Origin of the sequence: Pseudoalteromonas sp. 78C3, from assembly GCF_002836695.1 — a bacterium.
Taxonomy (GTDB): domain Bacteria; phylum Pseudomonadota; class Gammaproteobacteria; order Enterobacterales; family Alteromonadaceae; genus Pseudoalteromonas; species Pseudoalteromonas arctica.
This window is the reverse complement of sequence record NZ_PJAV01000170.1, coordinates 21,879-48,190: the sequence shown is the minus strand read 5'-3', so window position 1 is coordinate 48,190 and position 26,312 is coordinate 21,879. Positions and strand designations below refer to the sequence as shown.

Annotated in this window: 21 protein-coding genes; 8 read left to right on the top strand and 13 right to left on the bottom strand. The window is 40.0% G+C overall.

What is annotated here, in order from left to right:
• Window positions 1-61: 61 nt before the first annotated feature.
• Complete coding sequence (locus CXF76_RS17465; protein WP_101164237.1) at window positions 62-1,156, bottom strand: NADH:flavin oxidoreductase/NADH oxidase; 1,095 nt, start codon at window positions 1,154-1,156, stop codon at window positions 62-64.
• Between the two features lie 478 nt (window positions 1,157-1,634).
• Between CXF76_RS17465 and CXF76_RS17460 the strand changes: the two genes are divergently transcribed.
• Both CXF76_RS17460 and CXF76_RS17455 read left to right on the top strand, forming a co-directional pair.
• A complete protein-coding gene (locus CXF76_RS17460; RefSeq protein WP_101164236.1) occupies window positions 1,635-4,052 on the top strand; it encodes a TonB-dependent receptor in 2,418 nt (805 codons plus the stop codon).
• Between the two features lie 84 nt (window positions 4,053-4,136).
• A complete protein-coding gene (locus CXF76_RS17455) occupies window positions 4,137-5,720 on the top strand; it encodes a tetratricopeptide repeat-containing sulfotransferase family protein (RefSeq protein WP_101164235.1) in 1,584 nt (527 codons plus the stop codon).
• Between the two features lie 105 nt (window positions 5,721-5,825).
• Here the strand turns inward: CXF76_RS17455 and CXF76_RS17450 are convergent, their stop codons facing one another.
• From CXF76_RS17450 to CXF76_RS17430, 5 genes are all read right to left on the bottom strand, one after another.
• Window positions 5,826-6,410 (bottom strand): DUF6988 family protein, encoded by a 585-nt coding sequence (locus CXF76_RS17450; RefSeq protein WP_101164234.1) that lies wholly within the window; start codon window positions 6,408-6,410, stop codon window positions 5,826-5,828.
• Between the two features lie 200 nt (window positions 6,411-6,610).
• Entirely contained in the window at window positions 6,611-7,282 is a 672-nt protein-coding gene (locus tag CXF76_RS17445; RefSeq protein ID WP_010389144.1) for an abortive infection system antitoxin AbiGi family protein, read from the bottom strand.
• Window positions 7,283-7,579: 297 nt separating this feature from the next.
• The gene (locus tag CXF76_RS17440; protein WP_010389145.1) at window positions 7,580-7,789 is read right to left on the bottom strand and encodes a hypothetical protein; all 210 of its coding nucleotides are present in this window, start codon (window positions 7,787-7,789) and stop codon (window positions 7,580-7,582) included.
• A 222-nt stretch (window positions 7,790-8,011) separates the two neighbouring features.
• On the bottom strand, window positions 8,012-8,557 hold the full coding sequence (locus CXF76_RS17435) for a DUF7010 family protein (protein ID WP_008134451.1): 546 nt from the start codon (window positions 8,555-8,557) through the stop codon (window positions 8,012-8,014).
• A 55-nt stretch (window positions 8,558-8,612) separates the two neighbouring features.
• Window positions 8,613-9,017, bottom strand: coding sequence for a hypothetical protein (locus tag CXF76_RS17430; RefSeq protein WP_007375644.1), 405 nt, complete (start codon window positions 9,015-9,017; stop codon window positions 8,613-8,615).
• 268 nt (window positions 9,018-9,285) lie between these two features.
• Here CXF76_RS17430 and uvrA point away from each other — a divergent pair, with 268 nt between their 5' ends.
• Window positions 9,286-11,838 carry an excinuclease ABC subunit UvrA gene (uvrA, locus tag CXF76_RS17425; RefSeq protein ID WP_101164233.1) on the top strand — a complete coding sequence of 851 codons (2,553 nt, stop codon included), beginning with the start codon at window positions 9,286-9,288 and terminating at the stop codon, window positions 11,836-11,838.
• Window positions 11,839-11,958: 120 nt separating this feature from the next.
• On the opposite strand, the gene CXF76_RS17420 is transcribed toward uvrA, so the two are convergent.
• Window positions 11,959-12,846 (bottom strand): haloalkane dehalogenase, encoded by an 888-nt coding sequence (locus CXF76_RS17420; RefSeq protein WP_101164232.1) that lies wholly within the window; start codon window positions 12,844-12,846, stop codon window positions 11,959-11,961.
• A 180-nt stretch (window positions 12,847-13,026) separates the two neighbouring features.
• Between CXF76_RS17420 and CXF76_RS17415 the strand changes: the two genes are divergently transcribed.
• Window positions 13,027-13,539, top strand: coding sequence for a MarR family winged helix-turn-helix transcriptional regulator (locus tag CXF76_RS17415; protein WP_101164278.1), 513 nt, complete (start codon window positions 13,027-13,029; stop codon window positions 13,537-13,539).
• Window positions 13,540-13,611: 72 nt separating this feature from the next.
• On the opposite strand, the gene CXF76_RS17410 is transcribed toward CXF76_RS17415, so the two are convergent.
• The 3 genes from CXF76_RS17410 to CXF76_RS17400 form a co-directional block, all read right to left on the bottom strand.
• Entirely contained in the window at window positions 13,612-14,103 is a 492-nt protein-coding gene (locus CXF76_RS17410; RefSeq protein WP_101164231.1) for a DUF2798 domain-containing protein, read from the bottom strand.
• Window positions 14,104-14,184: 81 nt separating this feature from the next.
• A complete protein-coding gene (locus CXF76_RS17405; protein ID WP_007581801.1) occupies window positions 14,185-14,802 on the bottom strand; it encodes a LysE family translocator in 618 nt (205 codons plus the stop codon).
• 71 nt (window positions 14,803-14,873) lie between these two features.
• A complete protein-coding gene (locus tag CXF76_RS17400; protein ID WP_101164230.1) occupies window positions 14,874-17,336 on the bottom strand; it encodes a S9 family peptidase in 2,463 nt (820 codons plus the stop codon).
• Window positions 17,337-17,502: 166 nt separating this feature from the next.
• On the opposite strand from CXF76_RS17400, the gene CXF76_RS17395 reads away from it, so the two are divergent.
• From CXF76_RS17395 to CXF76_RS17385, 3 genes are all read left to right on the top strand, one after another.
• Entirely contained in the window at window positions 17,503-18,498 is a 996-nt protein-coding gene (locus CXF76_RS17395; RefSeq protein ID WP_101164229.1) for a LacI family DNA-binding transcriptional regulator, read from the top strand.
• The gene (locus CXF76_RS17390; protein WP_101164228.1) at window positions 18,495-19,724 is read left to right on the top strand and encodes a glycosyltransferase; all 1,230 of its coding nucleotides are present in this window, start codon (window positions 18,495-18,497) and stop codon (window positions 19,722-19,724) included. Before CXF76_RS17395 ends, CXF76_RS17390 begins: the two co-directional genes overlap by 4 nt.
• A 116-nt stretch (window positions 19,725-19,840) precedes the next feature.
• Window positions 19,841-21,067, top strand: a complete 1,227-nt coding sequence (locus tag CXF76_RS17385; protein ID WP_101164227.1) for a threonine/serine ThrE exporter family protein — start codon at window positions 19,841-19,843, stop codon at window positions 21,065-21,067.
• Window positions 21,068-21,443: 376 nt separating this feature from the next.
• On the opposite strand, the gene CXF76_RS17380 is transcribed toward CXF76_RS17385, so the two are convergent.
• The 3 genes from CXF76_RS17380 to poxB all read right to left on the bottom strand — a co-directional run bounded on the left by CXF76_RS17380 (window position 21,444) and on the right by poxB (window position 24,202).
• On the bottom strand, window positions 21,444-21,794 hold the full coding sequence (locus CXF76_RS17380) for a hypothetical protein (protein ID WP_232785132.1): 351 nt from the start codon (window positions 21,792-21,794) through the stop codon (window positions 21,444-21,446).
• Between the two features lie 13 nt (window positions 21,795-21,807).
• Entirely contained in the window at window positions 21,808-22,281 is a 474-nt protein-coding gene (locus tag CXF76_RS17375) for a hypothetical protein (protein WP_101164226.1), read from the bottom strand.
• 196 nt (window positions 22,282-22,477) lie between these two features.
• On the bottom strand, window positions 22,478-24,202 hold the full coding sequence (poxB, locus tag CXF76_RS17370) for a ubiquinone-dependent pyruvate dehydrogenase (RefSeq protein WP_024591901.1): 1,725 nt from the start codon (window positions 24,200-24,202) through the stop codon (window positions 22,478-22,480).
• Between the two features lie 320 nt (window positions 24,203-24,522).
• Here poxB and CXF76_RS17365 point away from each other — a divergent pair, with 320 nt between their 5' ends.
• Window positions 24,523-26,178: an RluA family pseudouridine synthase gene (locus tag CXF76_RS17365; RefSeq protein ID WP_101164225.1), complete on the top strand. Its 1,656-nt coding sequence runs from the start codon at window positions 24,523-24,525 to the stop codon at window positions 26,176-26,178.
• The last annotated feature ends 134 nt before the right edge of the window (window positions 26,179-26,312 follow it).

The following is a 26,312-nucleotide window of genomic DNA, read 5'->3' as shown; positions in this document are numbered from 1 at the left end:
TTATAAAAATAATAAAACCCAACCCGCAAACGCGGGTTGGGTTTCTACAAAAAGCTTCGTTTTATTTTATTGGTGATGGCCGCCCATGTGGGCTTGAACGTAAATACTGTTTAGGTGCAGTTACTGTAGCGCCAAGCTCTGCAGCTGCATGCCACGGCCAGTGCGGGTTATATAAAATACCACGCGCTAGTGCTACGCCATCGGCTTGCTGCTCACTAATAATATCTTCGGCTTGTTGCGCCTGTGTAATTAAACCCACCGCTATAACAGGCATTTTAACCGCTTCTTTAATGGCTGTTGCAAACGGTACCTGAAAATTAGGTTTTACTGGTATTTGTTGCTCAGGGCTTAGGCCCGCCGTACTTACATGAATAAAATCACAACCGAGTTCATCAAGCGCTTTACTAAGCACTATCGATTGATCTAAATCCCAGCCGCCTTCAACCCAATCGGTTGCCGAAATACGCACACCTACCGCTTTATTACTGGGGAATACCGCTCTTACCGCTTTAAACACATCAAGCAATAACCGCATTCTGTTTTCTAGGTTGCCACCGTAGTTGTCGTCGCGCTTGTTTGAAAGTGGCGACAAAAATTGATGTAACAAGTAACCGTGCGCACCATGTAGCTCGATTAAATCAAGGCCGAGTTCATCAGCGCGTTTAGCTGCACTTACAAAGTCTTTAATTAGTGAATCTATGTCAGATTGGCTCATTGCTTTTGGCACTGGGCTGCTATCGTCGTACGCAATTGCCGAAGGTGCGAGCGTTTGCCAGCCATTTACATCATCAGGTGCAATGGCATCGCCACCGTCCCATGGTTTTTCAGTTGATGCTTTGCGCCCAGCATGCGCTAACTGAATACCAATAGGCATAGGGCTGTATTGCCATACTGCTTTTAGGCTTTTGCCTAGTGCTTGCTGGGTTTCGTTATTCCAAAGCCCCAAATCGCCGTAGCTAATACGCCCTTCTGGGTTTACTGCTGTTGCTTCTAAAATAAGTAACCCTGCACCACTTAAACTCAATTGGCCTAAATGAATAGTATGCCAATCGCTAGCAGCGCCATTATTGGCTGAATACTGACACATAGGGGCAATAATAATACGGTTATCTAACGTTACTTGCCCAAGTGATAAAGGCGAAAATAGTTGGCTCATTGTTAATCCTTAAAAACACGCACAAAAAAGTGCGGACAAAACAAAAAATAGAATACGAAGCGGCAATCAAACACGCTCACTCAATAACTTAAACTGTCACTAGTAATGGCGACTTAACATTCTTAATGGGGATCAAAATACACTTTAATAGTGCTAATAAAAGTATAAGTAATGACATTATGAAATATTAATTTTAATGTAATAATTTGTTTAACGAGCACGTCATAACACCACCTTTAAAATACGAATGACTATTTACCTTTAAACAAGGGTTTAATTTTTAATCTAACTGTACCTAATTACACTAAGCCATTGCCTGTATTGCCTATTAACTAAATAAAAACCCCGAAAACAAGCTATATTTATTCTATAAAAGTGAATTAAAATTCAATTTAAATATTCCAAGCTACTTCACTCCCTGATAAACTGCTTAACTTAATTTACTAATGTAAAACATTTGAACTGGGGATCACTTTTTATGTTTAAACCAAGCTTGTTAACCTTGGCTATTTCGAGCGCTGTTTCTAGCGTATTTTTATTGCCTAATGCCGCACTTGCTCAAGAAGAAGTTGCAGCTAAAAACAAATCACTCGAAGTAATCGAAGTTACAGCAACAAGGCGCAGCGGCTCGGTGCAAAATGCACCGCTAAATATTACAGCCCTTGATGCTGATATAATGAAAGATCAAAATATCAGTGAGCTTGCGGATGTAGCGCGCTGGGTACCTGGTTTAACAATTACCGATCAAGGTGGCCGCTCAGGCTCGCCTATTATTGTTCGTGGTTTAAATACAAACTCGTCTGGTCCATCATCAGATGGCGGCACAGTATCTACTTACATTAACGAAATTCCTGTTTCGGTAGATATGCGCCTAGTAGATATTGAGCGTGTTGAAGTATTAATTGGGCCACAAGGCACCCTTTATGGTGCAGGCACATTAGGCGGTGCAATTCGCTACATGCTTAAACAGCCTGAGCTTGATTTTACATCGCTTGAAGTTTACGGCGACCTGTTTCAAACAAAAGAAAGTGACTCTTTAGGTGGCGAAGGCGGCTTTATATTTAACCTTCCACTAATTGAAGACAAGCTTGCAGTTCGCGCCAGCTTAAACGTATATGAAGACCCAGGTTTTATCGATTACGGCTACGTAGTACGCGAGCCTGGTGTATCACTGCCAGATCCTGATTGGAGCGATAGCTCAGCAGTTAGTAACAACCTTAAAAATGTAAAAGACGCCAACGGCGAAACCACCACTACAGGTCGTATTTCTGTTCGCTTTAAACCAAATGAATCGTTTGAAGGTACGCTTAACTACTTTTACCAAAACCAAGACAGCGAAGGTCGCTCGATTGTTCATTACAACAGCCTTAATTCAAACAACGGTTTAAGCGACGTAATAGGTAAATACGAATCGGCTTATCGCTTTGAAGAACCTCGCGAGAAAAAAGATCAATTACTAAGCCTTGAACTAAAAGCCGACCTAGGTTTTGCAGAGCTAGTATCGGCAACGGGTATTTCAAGCTTTGATGCCGACGGCCAACGTGACCAAACAGACTTACTTATTCGTCTTGATTACGGCTATGAAGAATTTCCTTCGTTTTCAACGTTTACCCGTGAAATTGACGAAGAAGATACCTTCACTCAAGAAATTCGCTTAGTGTCGCAAGGCGACAGCGACTTTAACTGGATTGTGGGTGGCTTTTACAACAAAACAGAAACCGAAGCATCAAGCAGAGAGTTTACGCCTGGGTTTGACCAATTCGCTATCGATAACTTTGGTGGCGAGCAGCTAAGACCTGACTCATTAGAATACTTAGAGCTTACAAAAAGTACCGTCACTGAGTCTGCACTATTTGGTGAGGTTGGTTACCAAGTTACCGACAAATTAGATGTGACCATTGGTGCCCGTTTTTACAAATACGATATAGAGTCGCAAGCGGCTTTTGACTTCCCGCTAGCAAATACATTGTATGGTGGAGTAGATCCTGATGTAACCACCGTTGCATACGAAAAAGACGAAGCAGGCGATAACGGTAACTTATTTAAATTTAATGCTAAATACCAGTTCACTGACTCAGTAATGGGTTATGTAACAGTAAGTGAAGGCTTTAGAATTGGCGGCTCAAACGGTTTAGTGTCTTGTCCTGATCCAATTGTTGAGGATCAACAAACAGGCTGTGGTAAACCTGACGAATTATTATATGAAGCCGACACCACAACAAACTACGAGCTAGGCTTTAAAAGTACATGGTTTAGAAGCCAACTACACTTTAACGCCGCGTTATTTAACGTAGATTGGGATGATGCACAAATTACGGGCGCTACAGATATAGGTCAATTAACGTACCTTTCAAACGCAGGCAGCGCGAACGCAAAAGGGATTGAAATTTCAACCCGCGCTATTTTATCTGACTCGTTTTCAGTTTACGCAACTTATGCCTACACAAAAGCAGAGCTAACATCAGACGCACCATTTTTGTTTAATGCCGATGGTACCGATGGCGCAGAAGACGGCGACCGTTTACCAGGCTCACCTGAAAACCAATTTTCGATGGGTGTAAACTATCAAACAGATGTGTTTAACGACAAAACGCTTGATATTAACTACGGTTTAACCGCGCAAAGCGACGTGCTTTCAAGAGTAGGGCTTCGTGATAACGGCGAAACACTACCAGGTTACAGCTTAAGTAATATATCAGCTAAATTAACGGCTGATGCATGGTCAACTACCCTATATGTTGATAACCTATTCAACAAATACGCGGTTACATCCGTTCGTCGTTCAGATGCCGATATAACATCAGCAAATGGCGCCGACATACAACGTAACTACGGCCATTACATTAATCGTCCGCTTACGGTAGGTGTTAAATTTAACTACAAATTTGAAATATAATTTATAGTAATTTTAAACAATGTTGTAAGGCTCAAATTTATTTGAGCCTTTTTATTTTCTTTCACAAAATAATTACCAAAAACCATGCAGCCAAATTTAAAGCAACTTCATCAAAGCGCAATACACTCCCTAAACCAAGGTAAAATAGAGCAAGCACACAAAGCCCTAGTGGAGTTAGTTACACTCAAACCAGATTTTGCTGATGGGTATTTTTTGCTGGCAATGATTAATTTAACTGTTGGGCAAATACACAAAGCAATAAAGCTCATCGAAAAAGCCCTTACCCTTGGCCAAAGTATTGAATACACCGCGCAACTTGCTAAATGTTACGCACTTACTGGCGAATTACAAAAAGCAAAAAACACCGCACTATCGGTGCCATTAAAGCAAATAACTAAAGCCCTTGATGCCGACACACTTGGCGTTGCACTTACTCAAGCAGGCATTCACGAACACGCACTTAACTACTTTGAGCGCGCTATTACCCTGGCTACAGCGGCTAACAGAGCCCAACCACCGTTTTATTATAACTACGGCGTAAGCGCTAAATTTTTAGGGCTATTTGATAAAGCCCAACACGCTTTTGAAAATGCCATAGCGCTTAACCCGCTGCACCATCAAAGTCATTTTGCATTAAGTGATTTAACTAAAGTAAGTAAGCAAAACAACCATATTGAACGCTTAAAAAACGTGTTTGAGCAAGTAACACACCCCGATGCAAAACTGCATATTGGCCATGCTTTAGCAAAAGAGTATCAAGATATTGGTGAATTTTCAGAGGCTTTCAACGCGTTAGAGCAAGGTAAAGTAGCAAAACGTACTGTGCAGCCGTTTGATCATAAAAGCTCAACTGAGTTATTTGAACATATTAAACGCTTAAGTGAGCAGCACACACAAGCGCTAACACAAGGTAACCCAACGGCCGAACCTATTTTTGTATTAGGCATGCCCCGCTCTGGCACCACATTAGTTGAGCGTATTTTATCGAGCCACAGCAACGTGCAGTCAGCCGGTGAATTACAAGACTTTGGCCTAAGTGTTAAAAAGCTAAGCCAAACACAAACACCTCACGTGCTCGACACTCAAACGCTCAGTAAAGCCTACGAGCTTGATTTTAATCAGCTTGGGTCAACCTATTTAAACGCAACACGCGTAATAACAGGCAGCCATAAACACTTTATTGATAAGCTCCCGTTTAACTTTTTTTATATCGATTTAATAACCAAAGCACTGCCAAACGCTAAAATTATTTGTATGCTGCGCGATCCAATGGACACCTGCATTGGTAACTATCGCCAGCTATTTACCATAAATAACCCCTACTACGCGTACTCGCTCGACCTACTCGACACTGCAAAATTTTACAGCCGTTTTTACAAACTAATGCAGCACTTCAGCATGCAACACAGCAATATAAAATTAGTAAAATACGAAGAATTAGTCGCACAGCCCGAGCAACAAATTAAAGAGTTAGTCAGCTTTTGTAACCTAGAGTGGCAAGCACAGTGTATAGATTTTCACTTAAACACCGCACCGGTCTCTACTGCAAGTAAAATGCAAGTACGCCAACCACTTAACAATAAAGCAATCGGCCGTTGGAAAGCATTTAAGCCCCATACTGATAAAGCAGTGGAGTACCTTTTAAAACAAGGTATTAGTATTGAGTAATGGTTTTATAGCTTGGGAGTTAAATGGATGAACTTAGGGATAGTCCGCTTTGTGCTATGAGCGGACTGTCGTAACCTTAGACTCTTGTTATAAGCCTTTACCACATTACGTCATACTAAAGGTGTCTTTATGCTTTTCGATAATAATTAGACAAGCCTCCTGAGCATCACAATCACCTGACATTTCTACAACTTCACTAAACGAAAGTAATGCATAATTATTAGAAAACCGAAGCATCTGCTGAATAAATTCATCATCAAAGTTACTCACTATTTCGGTACCATTAATTCTTCTCGATAGCTGAGCTGCTCCTGAGTGAGTAAGGCTATTTAAATTAGGCCAATAACTTTCCTTAGCTTTTTTTATTCCATTTTTATTTTTGTTTTCTAGTGCATTTACTAATTTATAGAAGTCTTTATTGAATTTATCATTTTTTAGTTTCTCGAAATCAGACTCAGTAGCGAACTCAGCAAACCATAGACCCTTAATATAGGCTTCAAAAACACAACGAATTAAACTCGATGCTGAGCTATATAATTGATTGTCACACAGCACAATAATACTTCGGTGATGCTCTATCACTAACGAATGAAATAACCATGGAAATAAAATTTCGTCATCGCGCTTTACCGTTAATCCAGCTAAAGATTTATTAATATCCTTTGATAGCTGAAGTGAATACTCTAACATGCTCAATATGAATCCTTAGGCTTATAACGAGACTGTAGAATAACTCCAACAGCCAAATTCAATTAAAAACGAGTTCCTGTAATTAACTCTAAGCGTTTTAAAGTATTAGGTAACCCACTTGGAACCCATAAAAGAGGCTGTTTCTCTTGAAAAAGAGTAATTCTACAGCCTCAACGCCCGACTTAAGTTGATTGTTATATTTATGATTTCCAAGAACTTATTTTTATCTGTCTTTCATCCATGCCAAACGTAGAGATTAGTTCTTCTTTTTCAGCTAAAGTATTTGTATATATACACTCGATATCCTCTTCTGAAAAACTTAGAGGGTGAGGTAATAATTGCTTATTGTATTTTTGTTCATTTGCTTTATATGTCGAATAGTTCTCTGAAATAGGCCTGTTTCCTATCTGCTTTTTACTTGGAACAAACCTCCATTCATTTTCACTTTTGAAACAGAAGTTTTCGTCCCCATTCCAACTGTTGTAACCTGTTTCGTGTTTAGTAAAGCACTTCATCTGAATTATTGGTAATCGTAACTCATCTGGCAATGTATCCATGTTTTGCCGAGCTCGCAGCAGGCTAACAAGCCCTTTTGCTGCTGGAGAATTTTTCTCAACATACAATACTGGCCCAATTCCAAGTTTTCTAGCCCAGTCTTTTTTTAATGCAATTCCATAACGACCGTATGTAATAGTTTTATGTTCTAAATCGTTGTCGTTAAATTCGCTAAATGAAACCATCGGATGTGCCGCATTTGACACTATTCTACCCTCTTTATCACCTATGGATTCGCAGCAATATTTCAGTCTAAAAGATTTTGAATTAATAATAGAGCTGAGGAACTCAAACTTTTTTGTAAAGTGAATGATCATTGAATACCTAATCTACAAAATAAATATAACTGTTTTATCTGAGGACAATTTACCTATTTTAGAGTGAAAATATCCTTATTTTATGAACTTATATTAATAGCAAATACTGTAAGTTATTACTAGCTATAAATATTATGCTACTGTCGCTTATTTAAACATGTGGAAAAGGGGAAAGTTTCTTTTTATTATTACTAAGTCAATGACGACTCACCTGAATGACCATTTATCACCCTTTGGTAATTTAGCTTGGTGCTATAAGGAACTATCAGAGTTTTACCTTGCTACTAGAACTTTTTGTTAAAGTTTTCCATTATTGATAAACATAGTTTCACATGTCCATTTGATATCTTGTTTATTAGCCTGAACTTTATTATCAGTAAATTGTTTAGCCATTTCTTTTTTACAAGAGTTCATAAACGTAGACTTTTCGTAAGTTAATCCAAGATAAATAGCGACAGAAATTGATGTTATGCCAAAAATCAAAATGGCTAATAAATATGGTTTCATTTAAAATCCTTATCACAATATAAAGTGGTAACAACGGGTTTGATTATCAAAAGGGAAACCTTGACTCCATATATAACAATTTTTAACTGACCGGTTCTCGCTCTAAGCCGACTAATGAATACATGCAATTTGCAGATACTCAATACTTTAAAAAGCCTTTGCTATATACCAAGCTGAAGGGTAACTCCAACTGCACACTATTTTTGCGATTATAAGAGCTTGTTATTCTGTTTTTAAAACCATACCTTTCGATTGGGCAAATATTACTAGTGCAAATACTATTTCGGTTATCCCGCCAATAAAGGCGCCGATTACAAAATTGGCATTTAATACAATACACAACATGCCAGAAAACATAAGCGAAGCACCTAAAATCCAGTACACTTTCATGCCATATAAAGTGTTGAAAACTAAATAGCGAACACCAATTATCATCAGCATTATTGAATAAAACCATTCAGCTTGAAGTTTTGCTACGTAAAACGCTAAAAACAAACCAACAAATAAAATAATAGTGCTTTCTAAGGCCAATTTACCTAATGGGTTTTTAGGGTCATGATTGCCAGAGCGTTTAAGAGCTTTTGAAAGTAGCATGGCTAAAGGATGTATAAACATACCACCAAAAAACAAAGTAAGCATACTCGATTGATTTGAATGCAGTAATGCGACAAAGCCAGCTATACACCAAACCAAGCCAGACACTAATACACCGGTTCCACCACCGAAGTATGCGAGGTTCATATTTTGTTGCGCATCTTCAAACTTCATAAAAATCCTTAATTTTAGAAATATCCCTAATTTAATATTATCGCATCGTTATTAATTACAAATCGTTACTCGAATACACACTTAAAATAGGGAATTTATAATCGGCAAACGATACAGTTACCGATTGTGTTTCGTTGCCTTTAAAACCGAGTTTAAATTCCATTGGCATGAATCGGCTGCCATCAGCAAAAAGCGCAAGTAAGTGCTCCTCGCCTAATTCGCGATTGCCCGACGATAAGTTAGTTAGCGTTATAACAGCCCAGCGTTCGCCCTCTTCATTGCTCATTAATACATAATTAACGATTTTAAAATCCCCTTTTTTAGGGGTTATGTTGCTATCGTTTGCAAACGATAAGTGCATGCTATTTGGTACTGCACGGTCAACATTTAGCGCTTTGATAGAGTCGGCTTGGGTTGCCCACGAAAGCACCAATAAAATGATCACTAAGGCTTTATTCACTGTTAGTTCCTTTTTATTACCTAGTAAAATACCTAGTAAATTACGTAACAAATTACATAACAATAACTGTTTAAATTATATTCGCATTCCATACCTATTATGTAAACAAACAATCATCGCAATTTTATCCAGCGCTTTGGCTGCGCCACTACAGACTAAGCGCTCATTCAGTGTGCTTGCGTTACTTTAGGGTAATAACGAGTGATAAGAGTAAATAATTCAAAGCTAACTTAAAGTAAAAAGCGCGATTAAACAGGAGTATAAACGTATGGCAAGCACACATAAAAACTCAACAATGGATTTATCTGATCCCAGTAACAGCATTCAAGTAAGAGGAGCGCGCGTTCACAACTTAAAAAATGTAGACGTTGATTTACCTCGTAACGCATTGGTTGTTTTTACAGGAATATCGGGCTCTGGAAAATCATCGCTTGCGTTTGGAACCTTGTTTGCTGAGTCGCAGCATCGTTATCTTGATTCGGTATCGCCATACGCCCGAAGGTTAATTGATCAAGTTGATGAGCCCGATGTTGACTCTATTGAGGGACTACCGCCTGCGGTAGCATTACAACAACAGCGCGGCGCACCCTCGGTTCGTTCATCCGTTGGCAGCATAACAACTATTTCTAACGCGCTACGTATGCTTTACTCTCGTGCTGGCGATTACCCAGCTGGGCAGAGTATTTTATATGCCGATGCGTTTTCGCCAAATACGCCACAAGGTGCGTGCCCAGAATGCTCAGGAATAGGCCGAGTGTTTGAAGTAACCGAAAAGCTACTTGTGCCAGACGATACAAAAACTATTCGCCAACGCGCCATTGAAGCGTGGCCACCAGCATGGCAAGGTCAAAACCTAAGCCGTATTCTTACTTCCCTTGGATATAATATAGACACGCCTTGGAACAAACTTTCTAAAAAAGCACGCGATTGGATTTTATTTACCGACGAAACACCTACTGTGCCGGTATACCCAGATTACACCTATGAGCAAGCACAGAATGCGATAAAAAATAGCGAAGATCCAAGCTACATGGGAACTTTTTCAAGCGCTAAACGCTTTGTTTTACAGTCTTTTGCTACTACCCAAAGCCCGCGTACTAAAAAGCGCGTATCACAGTTTATGCAAATATCGCAGTGCCCTACTTGCCAAGGTAAAAAATTAAAACAAGCATCGTTAAGTGTTAAATTTGCAGGGCTCGATATTGGCGAGCTATCTCAACTTACATTAAACGAGCTTGCTAAAAAACTAAGTAACGCCGCCAATACCAAAGTAAATAAAAATACAAAAAATCCAGAGCAAGCCATTGTTACGCAGCGCATTGCCAGCGATATACTCACCCGTATTGAAGCACTAACCATGCTTGGTTTAGGATACTTATCGCTTGAGCGTACAACGCCAACGCTCTCACCTGGTGAGTTACAACGATTGCGACTTGCCACACAAATTCGCTCTAAATTATTTGGGGTAGTTTACGTGTTAGATGAACCATCAGCGGGTTTACACCCTGCCGATACACAAGCACTTTTAAAAGCGCTCGACGAGTTAATAGCGGCTGGCAATTCTGTATTTGTTGTTGAGCACGATATTAGCGTTATTAAACACGCCGATTGGATTGTTGATGTAGGCCCTGATGCAGGTGTGCATGGTGGCGACATTATTTACAGCGGCCCTGTTGAAGGGTTAAGAAAAATAAAAAATTCGCACACCGGTCGCCACCTTTTTGCTAAAAACGCCAGTCAAGAATCTACTCAAAACAGCGCGCAAAAAAAGGAGCAAAGGCAGCCAAAAGCGTGGTTAAAATTGGCTGATATTGAGCGTAATAATCTTAAAAAACTCAATGCAGAATTTCCACTAGGTGTTATGACAACAGTTACTGGGGTTTCGGGCTCTGGTAAATCAAGCCTAGTGAGCCAAGCGTTAGTAGAACTTGTTTACGAAGCACTTGGGCAAAAAATAATAACGGAAGCGCCAACCGACGAAGCCGACCTACTCGAACAAGAGCTGCAAACACACACCAGCGGAAAAATCATTGAAGGTATAAATAATATAAGCCGCCTGATTACCGTAAATCAAAAAGCGATTGGCCGTACCCCTCGTTCAAACTTAGCTACCTACACGGGTTTGTTTGATCATGTGCGTAAACTATTTGCTTCAACCCAAAAAGCAAAAGAGCGCCGTTACGATGCTGGGCGCTTTTCGTTTAATGTTGCTAAAGGTCGCTGTAAAAATTGTGAAGGCGTTGGCTTTGTGAGTATAGAGCTACTGTTTTTACCAAGCGTTTATTCACCTTGCCAAGTGTGTCATGGCAAACGTTATAACGAGCAAACACTTGAGGTTACATATCGTGATAAAAACATAAGCGATATCCTCAATTTAACGGTTGAAGCGGCGCATACCTTTTTTGAAAATGAACCTGCAATACTGCGAGCACTCGATGCACTTATGCAAGTAGGTCTTGGGTATTTGCGTTTAGGGCAACCTGCAACCGAGCTTTCTGGCGGTGAGGCGCAGCGTATTAAATTAGCCACCGAGCTGCAACGTGCCCAGCGCGGTAACACGCTTTATATTCTTGATGAGCCAACCACAGGGCTGCATCCATCGGATGTATCAATGCTAATGTCGCAGTTAAATAAATTAGTTGATGCTGGCAATACCGTTATTATGGTTGAACACGATATGCAAGTAGCCCGCAATAGTGACTGGGTAATTGATGTAGGCCCTGGTGCTGGTGAAGAAGGCGGCTTAATTGTAGCACAAGGTTCACCCGAAAAAGTGGCAAGCGTAAAGGCGAGTAAAACCGCACCATTTTTACTTAAATAGTTAATAGATGACGCTTTTAGTTGTATAAAAGCGTCATCTATATATGGTAGTTAACGCTGAAAATAACGGCTTGAGATAGATTAATTATCCAAAGTTCAGGTTTACTAATACATCCCGTTTTTATCTTGGTAACCAATCAGAAATAGCCTTACCTATTTCGTGCGGTGAATCCTCTTGAATATAGTGAATACCGCTTACGGTTACCTCAGTTAGGTTTGGCCATGTGCGCACAAAGTCTCTTGCGTAACCAACTAAAAAAGCACCCGGTTCAGCATTAATAAATAGCTTTGGAATATCGTGAGAGTTAGCTAAATAGCTCGCATAGCTTTTAACTAAAGCCACGGTATCGGCAGGCTCTCCAGCAATGGGCAGTTGGCGAGGCCCTGCTAAAATTGCACGGCGATCTTCTCCTGAATTAATAAAGGGTCTGCGATACTCATCATGCTCTGCCTGCGTTAATTTGCGTGCAATGGTCGCTGGTAATATTGTTTCAATAAAAAAGTTGTCATCAAGCACCATTTTTTCACCCTCAGCTGAGCGCATAGTGCCAATAGGGCCGTGCAAATCTTTAGGAAAATCGTCCCATGTTGGAAAGTCAGTAACAATTGCTTCCATAAAGGCAATGGCTTTTACTGCATCACGATGTGTATTAGCCCAGTTAAAGCCAACACCAGAGCCCCAATCGTGCAGTACCAAGGTAACGTTATTATTTACACCCAACGCTTCTAAAAGTGCAAATGTGTATTTGCTGTTTTCAGCAAGTGAGTAACTGCCCTCATGGGTGTTATCTAACTTTTGCGAATCTCCTAATCCAATCATATCAATAGCAATTAAACGCCCTTTCCCTTGCAAATAGGGCATAACGTTTCGCCAAAGGAAGCTAGATGTAGGGTTACCATGTAAAAATACAATAGGATCACCTTCGCCTTCATCTATATAAGCCATTTTTTTATCTAATACAGTTTTAAACTTTTTTGCATAACGTAATGTTTCTGAATCATTTTTCATTTAATTATATCGCTTTATTTAACTGATGAGCTGGCGGTAAATCCTCGCTCATGTAATTTGTGTAATATTCGAAGTAGATTAACTAATTCCGAGCCAATATACATGACTGAGTCACACAATAAATGAGCACACTTAATTTGTCACTATATTTATATGATCGAATCACATATAATTAAATTTATGAAAAATGAAAAATATATATCAAATTTAATCGGCACGTTTGCTACTTCTGTTTCTAATGACATTGAAAAACAGATTGCCGAATTAGGCGGGCGAAGCCTAAGCCACGAAGCGGCACTGGTAACTATTTACAATCATCCGAATGAAACCATTGATGCACTAAGCAAGGTTTTAGGCTTAACGCATTCTGGTGCAGTTAGATTAATAAATACACTTGAAAAAGAAGAACTTGTAGAAAGGCGAAAGTCAGTAAAAGATGCCCGCTCTGTTGTTTTATGCGTAACGGATAAAGGAAGTAAAAGGGTTGAACTAGTACTAGCCAGCAGAGAAACAGCCACCTCTAAAATACTAAACAACTTTAATGATGAACAAAAACAACGCTTTTTGAGTTTGATAGAAGTAGCACTTGGCAGCCTAACAAACGAGCAGGTAGAAGCACGTAAAATATGCAAATTATGTAACGAAGGTGTATGCCGTAAACAAGGCTGCCCGGTAGAAAACTCAATTAAGTAACTAATTACTTCATGCATCTGCCCACTATAAACGTATTAAATTATTTGCTTTAATACGTTAGCGCTCAAAGTGTTAGCTCTTTAAAAAGCGTTCTATTTTAGGTTTTACCGTAACCGACATTATCAGCATTATAGTTAAACCTATTGGTAATGCGGCTAATAACCCTTCAGCCCATCCAGTTACAAATACCCCCATATCGGCATAGCCAATATTATTAGTAGCGGTAACAAACGCCATCACCGACTCCATGATCAGCGCCATAAAAACACTAATCAATAAATTACGTTTTAGCTCACTGCTATTAGGTAATAACTGGGCAACTAGCTTATACATTAAGGTCATCATTACAAAACCAACAGGCGCCATAACCAATACTGCACTTATAAATGAGGTAAACCAGTCGGCATAAAAATGCTCTGTAACACCCACATTCACATAAGTCATAATGCCAGTTAGAGTACCGCCGATTAGAGTGATAATACTTACCATAACCAGTATTTTATAAATTACAGGTGTTTTTTTAGGCTCAACCATTACTGGATTTGCTGATACGGGTGTACTCATTTTTGGGCATGCCTTAAGCGTTAAATAGATGACAAAATCAACTACATCAAATTAATTGATAATATCAACTACTTTTTTAAACTAACCAAAAATAAGCCAAATTCCAACTAATCCCATTAAGCTACCAGCAATACGGTTCATCCATTTAATATTATCACCACGGCTTAAAAATAAACGTAAGCTTTTACCGCCTGTTGCGTAAGCTAACATACTTAAAAATTCGGTGGTCATTATAACGCCAAGCAATACTAAAAGCTGAGGGGCTACAGCATGCTCAACACTAATAAACGGCGGTAATAACGAGATCATAAACGCCCACCCTTTAGGGTTAGCGATTGCGGTTACAAAACCTTGCGTAAATAACGACTTCCTACTTACGTCATTTGGTTTTGAGGTATCAACCGACATTTTGCCTTTGGCTCGCCACATGTTAACGCCAATGTAAATTAAGTACGCACCGCCTACCCACTTTAAAATGGCAAATGCATCTGGGTAATTTAACATTACGCTTGCAACGCCTAATACCGCAGCTATGGCAACGGTTGCTACGCCTAACAGCTCACCTATCATCATCCATAATGTGCGGCGCACGCCAATGCTCATACCGAGTGTCATGGCAAGGGTCATACACATACCTGGGGTGATAGACACAAAAAAGAACGTAGGAATAAAAACCGCAAGTGCTGCTACATCAATCATTAATTTACTCTCATATTAAAAGCAAAAACGCGGCTATAAGTAGCCGCGTTGTTGCTTACTCATGTTTATTACTATTGCCCAGTACTTACCACGGGTTCAGTAATGACCTCTACTGGCTCTGCTGTATCATTTAGCAAATACTTATCTAACCACTGCTCTTGTTCCCACAGTACGTGTAATAAGCTTTTACGCGCACGGTAACCATGTGCTTCATAAGGGAGCATTACTAAGCGAGCATCTTTACCTAAACCTTTTATGGCCGCGTACATGCGCTCACTTTGCATAGGGAAAGTGCCCGAATTAGGATCTTCTTGACCGTGGATCATTAGCATTGGCTCGTTAATTTTTTCAGCATGGAAAAACGGCGACATATTAGCGTACACACTTTGTGCTTGCCAAAAATCACGCTCTTCTCCTTGAAAACCAAACGGCGTTAATGTGCGGTTATACGCGCCACTGCGGGCAATACCTGTTTTAAATAAATCGCTATGAGCCAATAAGTTAGCAACCATAAATGCACCGTATGAGTGCCCTGCTATGGCAATTTTGTTTTTATCGGCAATGCCTTTTTTAACCAATACATCAACAGCTGCTTGCGCACTTGAAACTAACTGCTTTCTAAAGTTATCGTTTGGCTCGCTGCCATCAATACCCACTATTGGCATTTTAGGGTCGTCAAACACTGCAATCCCTTTGGCAAGGTAAGGCATTGGCCCCCAATAGCCAATATAGGTAAATGCATAAGGCGATTCGCGTACTTGTGATGCAACGGCTTTATCTTTGTATTCAAGTGGGTAAGCCCACATAAGCACAGGTAACGGGCCTTGTGTTTTATCGTACCCTGGTGGTAAATAAAGCGTGCCCGAAAGCTCAACACCGTCGTCGCGTTTATAACGTAATTGCTCTTTAGTTACGCCTTTAAATGCAGGGTACGGATGCTCAAATGTCGTTAATTGCGTTAGCGTGTCGTTATCTAAATTGCGTATAAAAAAGTTAGGTTGCTCAGTTTTAGATTCGCGAATAGTAATAAAGCGCTCACCTTCGTCGTCAAGCAGTGCACGAACACGCTCATAGTATGGTGCTTCTGATTGCCATAAACGCTTGCTGCTATTTGTTTTAACATCGTATTGGTCTAAAAACGGGATATTACCTTGCTCTGAAGCTCCATTACCACGCAGATATATATAACGCCCACCTACAATTTTAATTACGTTTGCGCCTAAATCGTTGCGCTCGTAAATTGCATTACCAGGGTCTTTATACGCATCGTTGTAACTACGCTCTGAAAATAAAACGCGGTTTCTGTCGGCATTTCGTGGTTGCACTATGTAAGTACGTACTTGGCGATCGCTAAAGCGCCAGTCTGTCAGCATGGCTACGTTTTCGTTGCCCCACTCAATACCAGAATAACGACGCTCTACTTTGGCAAATAATTTAGGCTCGCGTTTAAATGGTGCACGTAAGCTGTAAATATAATCATGATGCTCAACGTCGGTTTTCATGTCGCCGCCATCTTGCGCCTCGGCCCAAATAACTTCAGCCCCTTGATCGGCTCGCCATTCAAAATCACGGCGGCCAGTGCGAACACTGTCGTAACCTTGTGGAATGTTATCGGCAAGTGGCTGTTTTGCCAGCTCTGCTAATGCATAGCCGCGCATGCCCCATATTTGCCACGTGCTTGCAAAGCGGCTGTAAGGCACTTGATACGAAAACGGCTCATTAATACCGGCAACTAAAATATTGGTAGAATCAGGTGACACCGAAAACGATTTAAATAAAGAAGGGCTACCTATTGCTTGGGTATTGCCATCAAGCGTTATGTAAGCCAGCTGCCCTTGACCGTAAAACTTAAATTGCGATTCATCAAACGGGCTGGTTAATAAATTTTGGTAAGTACGTGCTGGTGCTTTTTCGCCAGTACTTTGTTGAATAACAGGCACTACATTTTGGCTGTTATTTTCAAGCCTTGGTTTACCAAAATTAACAGCGAGATTTGCAACAATGGCGCTGCTATCTGGCAGCCATTTATATGGTGATGCAGTTAGTACCGAATTTAATGCAGCGCTAGTTAACTCTTTTGCTTGTTTAGTTTCAACGCTGTAAAGCCATAAATTGGCTTGGGTTGGTTGCTCAACAATAAAGGCTAAATATTTACTATTAGATGACCATTTAGGTGAGCGAATAATGCCACTAGGTAAGTTGTTAATGCTAATAACCGACCCGCTTTGAACATGCTTTAGCTCCACGGCACTAAATTTGGCACTCACACGAGAGCGCGAAAAATTAGCGGGGTTTAGCTTAATACCAGCAAGCTTAAGCTCTTCTTGTGCAAGTTCATCAAGGGTTACTACACGTTTGCGTTCAAAAAGCGCTAGCCACTGGCCATCGCTCGATAAGTAACTAGTGGGTGCTAACTTAGCGTCAACCAATGCTGCAAGTTCAGGTGATGGGGTTTGATATCCCTGCTCGGCGTAACTTGTTGGTACTAATGCCGCACAACAAATAAAGGCAACTAACAACCTAAAAGCGCTCATGTTTTTATCCTTTTGTTATTTTTTACTCTTATAGGCGTATATAAACACGTTTTGCTTTGTTCATAAAGTATTAAGGTAAGTTAAACACCTCTAAAAGATGACTTAATAGTGCTGATTAAGCTAAACTACAGCGCTATTTATTCACCACTGCGGTACTTAAAATACAATGCATAACAAAGCCAAATCAGTCACTATTTTTGATGTTGCAGAGCGTGCTGGTGTATCAAAATCAACCGTATCTTTGGTACTTACCCAAAGCGATAAAGTGGGCAATAAAAGTAAACAAAAAATACTCAAAGCGATTGATGAGCTAGGGTACGTTTATAATCGTGATGCCGCTGCTATGCGCTCAAAGCGCTCAAATTTAGTGGCCATAGTAATAAACGATTTAACTAACCCAGCTATGGCACACCTTGCTACCAGCCTACAACTTCTGTTAAACGAAAGTGGCCTACAAGCCATGATTGTAAGCAGTAATAATAATCTTGAGCTACAAGCAAACGCAGTTAAAAACTTAAAAGAATACAACGCTGCTGCATTTATTATTTGCCCCGTTGCTAATACTTGCTCCAAATGGCTTGATACGCTCAGCGCGCAACACAAAGTAATTACCGTAATGAGTGAAGTGCCTTTTAGCGCAGCTCCATGCGTATTACCCGACTATAAAAAAGCCAGCCACGTAGCCAGTATGCATTTACTCGCACAAGGCGTGACAAACATAGCATTTATAGGCAGTGAACTTACTTTAAGTGATTCACAAGCACTGCAAAGTGGCTTTAATACCGCATGCACGCAGCACAGCATTACACCATTAGCACCCATTGACTGCGCAGTAAATACAGCCCTTAGCGCTAAAAATGCATTTATAGAAGCATATAAACACAGCCCCACATTAAACGCAGTGGTGTGTGCAAACGATATTATTGCTCAAGGTGTTATTGCCGCCATTAACTCATTAACACATCACTGTATTAAAGTAGTGAGTTGCCACCACATTCCTAATAGCGCGGTTATAAATAATCACTTAACCACCGTGGCTATTAATACAACTGATATAGCTAAGCGGTGCCTTTTAATACTGCAAGAGCTACTACAAAATACAGCCCCGCCAGTAAAAACACTGGTAAATGTAAACTTACAAATTAGAGATTCTAGCCAATGAAAAAAGTGCTGGTAATTGGCTACGTATGGCCAGAGCCAAATTCGTCTGCTGCGGGAACGCACATGATGTCGTTATTAAATGCATTTAGAGCGCAAAACTGGGACGTTGAATTTGCAACGCCCGCACAGCGCACCGATCACATGGTAAATCTTGACGACTTCGGCATAACCAGTCAAAGCATTGCACTAAACTGCGACAGCTTTGACGAATACGTTAAAGCCTATAATCCAGATATAGTCATGTTTGACCGTTTTATGATGGAAGAACAATTTGGCTGGCGCGTCGATAAACATTGCCCACACGCAATTAAAATTTTAGATACCGAAGATTTACAATGTCTGCGTAACGCTCGCCACGAAGCGTTTAAAGGTGAGCGTGAGTTTACAACCAGCGATTTACACTCAGACATAGCAAAACGCGAAATTGCCGCTATTTTACGCTGCGACCTAAGCTTAATTATTTCAAGTTATGAAATGAGCCTGCTAAACAGCGTATTTAAAATAGAGCCAAGCTTATTACACCATTTACCGTTTATGGTCGATTTAAGCTCACTGCCTACAAGTACAAAAACGTTTGAGCAGCGCCAGCACTTTATGACCATAGGTAACTTTAGACACGCGCCAAACTGGGATGCTGTACTTTACCTACAAAAAATATGGCCACTTATTCGCAAGCAGCTACCAAAAGCAGAACTACATATTTATGGCTCTTACCCACCACCAAAAGCCACGGCACTAAATAACCCTAAAACAGGGTTTTTAATAAAAGGCTGGGCCGATAATGCGTTTGATGTAATGCAAAGCGCACGCGTATGTTTAGCACCACTGCGCTTTGGTGCAGGGATTAAAGGTAAATTGCTTGAAGCCATGATTATGCAAACACCCAGCGTTACCACCAATATTGGCGCAGAAGGCATGCATAACGATTTACCATGGCCGGGTAAAATAGCCAACACCGCCGATGACTTTGCCAGTGCTGCCATTGAAATGTACACCAATCAAAGTGACTTTGAACAAGCGCAGCAAGATGGCAACACGCTCCTTAATACGCTTTACAACAAAGCACAATTGAGCGCTGCGTTAATTAAAAAAGTCGATTCAATAAGTAGTGATTTAAACGCTCATCGCGAAAAAAACTTCACAGGCCAAATGCTCAAACATCATACAATGCGCAGCACTCAATACATGTCGCAATGGATAGCTGAAAAAAATAAAAAATTAGATTAAAAATGACTAGACACGCACCAATTAGTGTTTAAAATCGCGCCCATCAAACGTGGGCATTTTTAGCTGTATTGTCTATATTTTTAGCTTAGTTATCGCAATATTTGGTCCAAAAAGATTTGAAAACTGCAACCTTTACAGAAAAACGCAAATTTATCGTTAAATTGGGTAAGATGCTTCACAAGTATGGTACGCCTGCTTACCGCCTAGAAGCCCACCTAATGGAAGTGGCTACATACTTAGGACTTAAATCGTCGTTTGTTATGTCGCCAACCTCTGTAACGTTTGTTATTTGGACCGATGGCCACGAAGACGAATATACCCATGTTGCACGTGTAGACCCTGGCGATCACGATTTAGGCTCACTTGCCGACACCGACGACCTTGTAAACCAAATGCTTGACGACAAGCTAAGTTTACAAGAAGTTGATGCGCAACTAGACGCTATTTTTGTAATGCCAAACCCATATAATAAATTAACAACGGGCGTTGCCTTTGCAACTTCTGGTGGTGCGTTTGCTATGTTAATGGGTACTAGCTGGACTGATGTTATTTGGTCATCGCTGCTTACTTTAGTCGTTTATGTGTTTGTGCTTTGGTCTGGTCGCTCAAAACGCGTAGCTCACATGCTTGAACCATTAGTAGCCATAATATCAGCCATACTTGCATGTGCAGTAAGCGTTTATATAACGCCTGAAATAAATATACGCTTGGTGGTACTTTCGGCCATTATTGTATTTATACCCGGTTTAGCACTTGCGCTTGGTTTAGCAGAGCTTGCAGCACGGCATTTAGTGTCGGGCACAGCAAGGGTAATGGACTCGTTTATGCTGTTGTTTAAACTGTATTTTGGTGGTTTTATTGGTATAGGTATTGGCTTTGCACTCTTTGGGCAAGCTGACTTTGTACAACCTGAGCCATTACCAAAATGGACCGCATGGCTGGCTATATTTTTACTTTGTAGCAGCTTAATCGTGATTTTTAGAACCAAACTTAAGCATGCGGTTTGGTCTATTGCATCAGGCTTTATAGCGTATGGCACTAGTATTGGCTCAGCTATGTATCTTGATTACACGTTAGGTACGTTTGTGGGTGCTTTATCGGTGGGTATATTTAGTAACTTGTTTAACCGCGTTGCTAATGCGCCAGCCTCTATTGTGGCCATGCAAGGCTTAATTGTATTAGTACCAGGTAGCAAAACCTATATTGGCTTAAACTCACTAATTGAAGGCCAAGACTTTATATACGCAGAACACATAGGCCAACAAACGTTTTTAATATTTATGTCGCTTGTTGCAGGACTAATATTTGCAAACGTAGCTCTTCCGCCTAAAAAGAGTTTGTAAGTGATACTGAGCACTCGCTTTACTTTGATTGAGTAAAGCGAGTGAAGCGTTGAACTAAAAACTAAAAACAACTACCAAGTAGCAATTGAGGCCAATGCTAAGTGTTTTAGCTCATTACATTGCACTTGAGTCAAACTCAAAAACCTCATAGTGATTCCAACGTAAAAACAGTTCACCGCTTTCTAAATAACCTGAACTCTGGATAATAAATCTATCTCAAGCAGCTATTTTCAGCGCTAATTGCGTTGAATTTACTTGCAATAGGCCAGCTATTGACGCGTAAATTCGCCTTGTTTTCACTAAAAATCTCTGGCTAGAGAAAATAAATTTAAATATCACTATGATTCAATATTTTAGTAAATCTCTTAACCAGAGTTCAGGTTAAATACAGATTTGTGTCATCACTTGATGGATAGCAAAAATCATCCCAGTGATCACAAAAAACTAGCCAAGGTAGGGTTAATGCTGTTTCTTGATCCCAGCAAATTGTTACTTTTTTTGAGTCATTTACTAAGCCCTTTAACCATTGGCGTGTTAATTCACTCCCTTGTGTGGAGTCGAATCTTTTTGCACCAACAGGAAAGTTAATGGGTGTGGCGGCAATTAATGCTCTTGCTTGATCTTCACTCAATGGGTTGAGTTTATTTAGTGTATCTTTAGAAAAATTACCGTGGGACGCACTAATCCAGCGCCATGCTAAAGAAAAGTCTTCAATTTTAATCAACACTCTATACCTACTTTTACAAACACGTAATTGACTCTACAATACTATTACAACGTTCTAAATACCCTATTAATTCTGGGCCTTCGGGGTAGTCAGAGCAATTGCCTATTATAAGGCCTGCAACTTTACCTGCGGGCTCTATTTCTACGTCCATGTATGATGCAAATACAGAGTTGTTTTTGGTTTTTGACCACGTAAAGTGATAGTGAGTATTGTGTGTACTAAGAAATTTACGATCTGGTTTATTAAACTTACTGGTTGTTGCTGTCAGCAAAGTATTTTTGTTCTTAACAGTAATTTCAGCGCCGCTTATAGCCCAAGATAATGGCCACCCTCTTGTAACCTCCGTAGAGATTTCACACTCGCCAAGCACACTAACCTCATTTAAATCAGAAATTATATTTGCGTATTCACTGGTGCGTAAACTGCTTTGCTGAGCTTGAATAAGCCATAAAAAAATCAGCGACAGTAAAACCGATTTCCATTTCATTATTGCTCCGCTCCTCTATGAAGCAGAGGCATTTTATGCGTATTTTTATTAATTTAATGATAAACCATATATGATTTTCTATTTTTGTTCAATTACTTACAAGCAACCATCACTTATTAATGGTCGAGAATGACAGTGAGGATTATTACTTTGGCACTTCCCTATTGAGCAAAATACTCAATAGGGAAGTAACTAACTAGCGTGACCAGTTAGTTTTAGCAAGCTCTATAATTTCGTTTCCTTTGCCGTTTATCAGCGCTTTCATCATGTAAACGCTAAAGCCTTTTGCTTGCTCTAATTTGATTTGCGGTGGCATTGAAAGCTCTTGTTTTGCGGTATCGACTTCTAAAACAACAGGTCCTGAGTGGTTCATCATTTCGTTCATTGCCGATGGTAATTTTTCAGGGTCGTCCACATGAATCCCTTTTAAGCCACAGGCCTCTGCAATTTTAGCAAAACTTGGGTTTTCTAAATCGGTATCGCTTGATAAAAACCCACTGGCTTTCATTTCCATAGCCACAAAACTAAGTGAGCGATTATTATAAACAACAATCTTTATTGGTAAATTAAGCTGCTTAAGTGAGATTAAATCGCCCATTAACATCGAAAAGCCACCATCGCCACACATTGCAATAACTTGGCGATCTCTATCAACAGATTGAACCCCCATTGCCTGCGACATCGCATTTGCCATAGAGCCATGATTAAACGAGCCAATTAATCTACGCTTTCCATTCATTGATAAATAACGCGCAGCCCACACTGTTGGCGTACCTACATCGCAAGTAAAAACAGCATCGTCAGCTGCTTGCTCGTTGAGTAAACGTGTTAGGTATTGCGGGTGAATTAAATTTTGCGAGGTTTTTCCACTGGCTAATTCATCGAGATCTTGTCGAGACTCTTTGTAGTTTTTAACACTTTTTTGTAGGTGCGAACTTGTCCGTTCACCTTTAATATAATCAAGTAGTGTGGTCACTGAATTTTTTGTATCGCCTAACACGCCACAATCAATTTGCACGTGTCGCCCGAGTGACGCAGCCTGATTATCAATTTGCAATATGGTGGTATTTTCAGGATAAAAAGCACGATAAGGAAAACTAGTACCAATCATTAATAACGTATCGGCTTCTTGCATTGCATGATAGCCCGACGCAAAGCCAATAAATCCAGTCATACCAACATCGTAAGGGTTATCGTACTCAATAAATTCTTTACCGCGCATAGCATGTACTATCGGTGCTTGTAATTTTTCGGCTAGCGCAACTATTTCGTCGTGGGCATCCTTACAACCAGCACCACACAATAAGGTTACTTTTTTACTTTTATTAAGATGAGTCGCCATTGCTTCAATATCAGATAAAGCGGGGGTATAAGTTGCTAGTTTTGGCACGTTCCATTTTGGCTTGATAGCTTTAGGCATATCTTTTAATGCAATGTCGCCAGGTAGCACAAGTACACTCACGCCTTTGTTTAATATTGCTTGTCGCATTGCAGTTTCTAGCAGGTACGGCATTTGCTCGGGGCTCGAAACCATTTCACAATACACACTGCATTCTTTAAATAATTCTTGCGGATGGGTTTCTTGAAAATAGCTGCTGCCAATTTCAGATGAAGGAATATGTGCGGCAATAGCTAATACCGGTACATTATTGCGCTGACAATCAAATAAGCCGTTAATTAAATGAAGATTACCTGGCCCGCAAGAACCCGCACACACCGCAAGCTCGCCTGATAAATGCGCTTCGCCACCGGCTGCAAATGCGGCAACTTCTTCATGTCGCGTTCCTAGCCATTCAATTGTTCCCATTTTTCGCAGGCTTTCACTAATGCCGTTAAGTGAATCGCCAGTTACTCCCCAAATGCGCTTTACGCCCGCTTGTTCGAGGGTTTTAGTGATAAAACTTGCGATATTTTGACTCATAATATAGAACTCCTAAATATTCAGTTATTCTGCAAATTGATTTTTTGCCTCTGCTCTATCAAGTAAGTCATCGTTTCGAAATACGCTCAATTGTTGAGAATCGATAAGCTTAAATATTTTGATAATGATAGATATATTACTACTGAAACTTTACTAACAAACGATACTCCTAGGTTTGCTACGCCTCATACTGATACATAAAACATGAATGTCCGCTTTAAAGTGTTTATGAATATGCGGGTGCGAGATTTTTAGTGGCTTAACTATGAATATGTTATTATGCGCTCAATTATTTTACTGAATGCTTTTCTCTTACTTCTATGTCAAATTCTGCTTCGTGCTTTACATTATTTTCTCAAAATATTGATTCTCTCGCGCTTCCTGAAAAGTTTACTTTCCCTTTTTATTACGAGCCGCAACCATTAGCTGTAGCAGCCACAAAACAATTACAGCAACAACTTGAAACGTTAACGCATTTAAAAGCAGAAAATGCCGGTAAAATGTTTGGGGTTTTAGTGGTGCAAAATGCTAAGCAACAATTAGGCTTTTTAAGTGCTTATTCGGGGCAAATTGAAGGTGATAAAGCCAATATTAGCTTTGTACCGCCAGTTTCTAGCATGCAACTGCAAGACGATAGCTATTTAGCTCAAAGTAAAATAATTAACGATATTAATGCTCAAATTGAGCAATTAGAAAATAGCGAACAACTGCATGAAGTTAATAGCAAACTTGATGATGCAACACAAAGCTACCAGCAAGCACTATTAGCCCAACAGGCAGTAATGCAAGCCGGTCGCCAGCAACGAAAAATACAACGTACCGAAGGCAAATTAGAGCTTAGCGAAAGTGATTTTGAGCAGTTAAAAAATAAGCTTGCAGGGCAAAGTATCGTAGAAAAAAAGCAACTGCTGGCACTTAAAGCCTATTGGCAAAATATAATCGAGTCACTGCAGCAAACACACATCAATATTTCTGATGAAATTACTCATTTAAAAAAACGCCGGAAAACGCTTTCTAAAAGCTTACAAAAAAAGCTATTTGCACAGTACCAATTTCTAAATGCAAATGGTGAAACTACAGATTTAAATGCTATTTTTGCAGCATTACCTGAGCACACTCCTCCTTCGGGGGCTGGCGATTGTGCAGCGCCTAAATTATTACAATACGCCTATAAGCATGGTTTAAAACCACTTGCTATGGCAGAATTTTGGTGGGGAGCAGCGCCTAAATCAGCAATTAGGCAGCATAAAAACTACTACCCTTCTTGTTACAGTAAATGCCAACCAATACTTGGGCACATGCTAAAGGGTTTAGATGTTGAAGATAACCCGCTACTTATCAACCCAGCTCAAGGTAAAGATTTAAATATTGTTTATAAAGATGACGACTTACTTGTGGTAAATAAGCCCGCTGAGTTTTTATCTGTGCCTGGCGTTAATATTGAAGATTCTGTTTATATGCGTATTAAAACGCAGTTTCCAGAGGCATCTGGTCCGCTAATTGTGCACAGATTAGATATGTCCACTTCGGGGCTTTTAATGATCGCCTTAAATAAACGCGTTCATAAAGCACTACAAAAACAATTCATTGAACGCACAGTAGATAAGCGCTATGTAGCATTAGTTGAAGGAAATGTTCCCGAAGATAGCGGAACGATTGATTTACCACTCATACTCGACTTTGATGACAAGCCACGCCAAATGGTGTGCTACAAAAATGGTAAACCATCACTTACTACATGGCAGGTTTTAGAGCGTAACAACGATATTACCCGATTACAGTTATACCCTAAAACAGGGCGAACTCATCAATTAAGAGTACATTGCGCGCACAGTTTAGGTTTAAACATGCCAATTATAGGCGACACACATTACGGGCAAAAAGCCGATAGATTACATTTACATGCAGAATACTTAGCATTTACTCACCCTATTACGGATAAAGAATTAGAGTTTGAAGTAGCCGCAGATTTTTAACAAAAGCACATAAACCGCTACTACTAAAACGTACAAATATTGGCTTTTATTAATTAAATTGATATTGTTTATGGTCTTATTTTTTTCAATGATGAGTATAAGAAACTGTTCAAACCCAAGTTTATTAAGCAATG

What these genes read in the sequence shown, in the direction of transcription:
- CXF76_RS17445 (WP_010389144.1), bottom strand. Translation starts at nt 7,282, where the DNA reads ATGATCATTCACTTTACAAAAAAGTTTGAGTTCCTCAGCTCTATTATT.
- CXF76_RS17400 (WP_101164230.1), bottom strand. Translation starts at nt 17,336, where the DNA reads ATGAGCGCTTTTAGGTTGTTAGTTGCCTTTATTTGTTGTGCGGCATTA.
- CXF76_RS17375 (WP_101164226.1), bottom strand. Translation starts at nt 22,281, where the DNA reads ATGAAATGGAAATCGGTTTTACTGTCGCTGATTTTTTTATGGCTTATT.
- CXF76_RS17420 (WP_101164232.1), bottom strand. Translation starts at nt 12,846, where the DNA reads ATGAAAAATGATTCAGAAACATTACGTTATGCAAAAAAGTTTAAAACT.
- CXF76_RS17415 (WP_101164278.1), top strand. Translation starts at nt 13,027, where the DNA reads ATGAAAAATGAAAAATATATATCAAATTTAATCGGCACGTTTGCTACT.
- CXF76_RS17455 (WP_101164235.1), top strand. Translation starts at nt 4,137, where the DNA reads ATGCAGCCAAATTTAAAGCAACTTCATCAAAGCGCAATACACTCCCTA.
- CXF76_RS17405 (WP_007581801.1), bottom strand. Translation starts at nt 14,802, where the DNA reads ATGATTGATGTAGCAGCACTTGCGGTTTTTATTCCTACGTTCTTTTTT.
- CXF76_RS17465 (WP_101164237.1), bottom strand. Translation starts at nt 1,156, where the DNA reads ATGAGCCAACTATTTTCGCCTTTATCACTTGGGCAAGTAACGTTAGAT.
- CXF76_RS17390 (WP_101164228.1), top strand. Translation starts at nt 18,495, where the DNA reads ATGAAAAAAGTGCTGGTAATTGGCTACGTATGGCCAGAGCCAAATTCG.
- CXF76_RS17410 (WP_101164231.1), bottom strand. Translation starts at nt 14,103, where the DNA reads ATGAGTACACCCGTATCAGCAAATCCAGTAATGGTTGAGCCTAAAAAA.
- CXF76_RS17440 (WP_010389145.1), bottom strand. Translation starts at nt 7,789, where the DNA reads ATGAAACCATATTTATTAGCCATTTTGATTTTTGGCATAACATCAATT.
- CXF76_RS17395 (WP_101164229.1), top strand. Translation starts at nt 17,503, where the DNA reads ATGCATAACAAAGCCAAATCAGTCACTATTTTTGATGTTGCAGAGCGT.
- CXF76_RS17460 (WP_101164236.1), top strand. Translation starts at nt 1,635, where the DNA reads ATGTTTAAACCAAGCTTGTTAACCTTGGCTATTTCGAGCGCTGTTTCT.
- uvrA (WP_101164233.1), top strand. Translation starts at nt 9,286, where the DNA reads ATGGCAAGCACACATAAAAACTCAACAATGGATTTATCTGATCCCAGT.
- poxB (WP_024591901.1), bottom strand. Translation starts at nt 24,202, where the DNA reads ATGAGTCAAAATATCGCAAGTTTTATCACTAAAACCCTCGAACAAGCG.
- CXF76_RS17450 (WP_101164234.1), bottom strand. Translation starts at nt 6,410, where the DNA reads ATGTTAGAGTATTCACTTCAGCTATCAAAGGATATTAATAAATCTTTA.
- CXF76_RS17435 (WP_008134451.1), bottom strand. Translation starts at nt 8,557, where the DNA reads ATGAAGTTTGAAGATGCGCAACAAAATATGAACCTCGCATACTTCGGT.
- CXF76_RS17365 (WP_101164225.1), top strand. Translation starts at nt 24,523, where the DNA reads ATGTCAAATTCTGCTTCGTGCTTTACATTATTTTCTCAAAATATTGAT.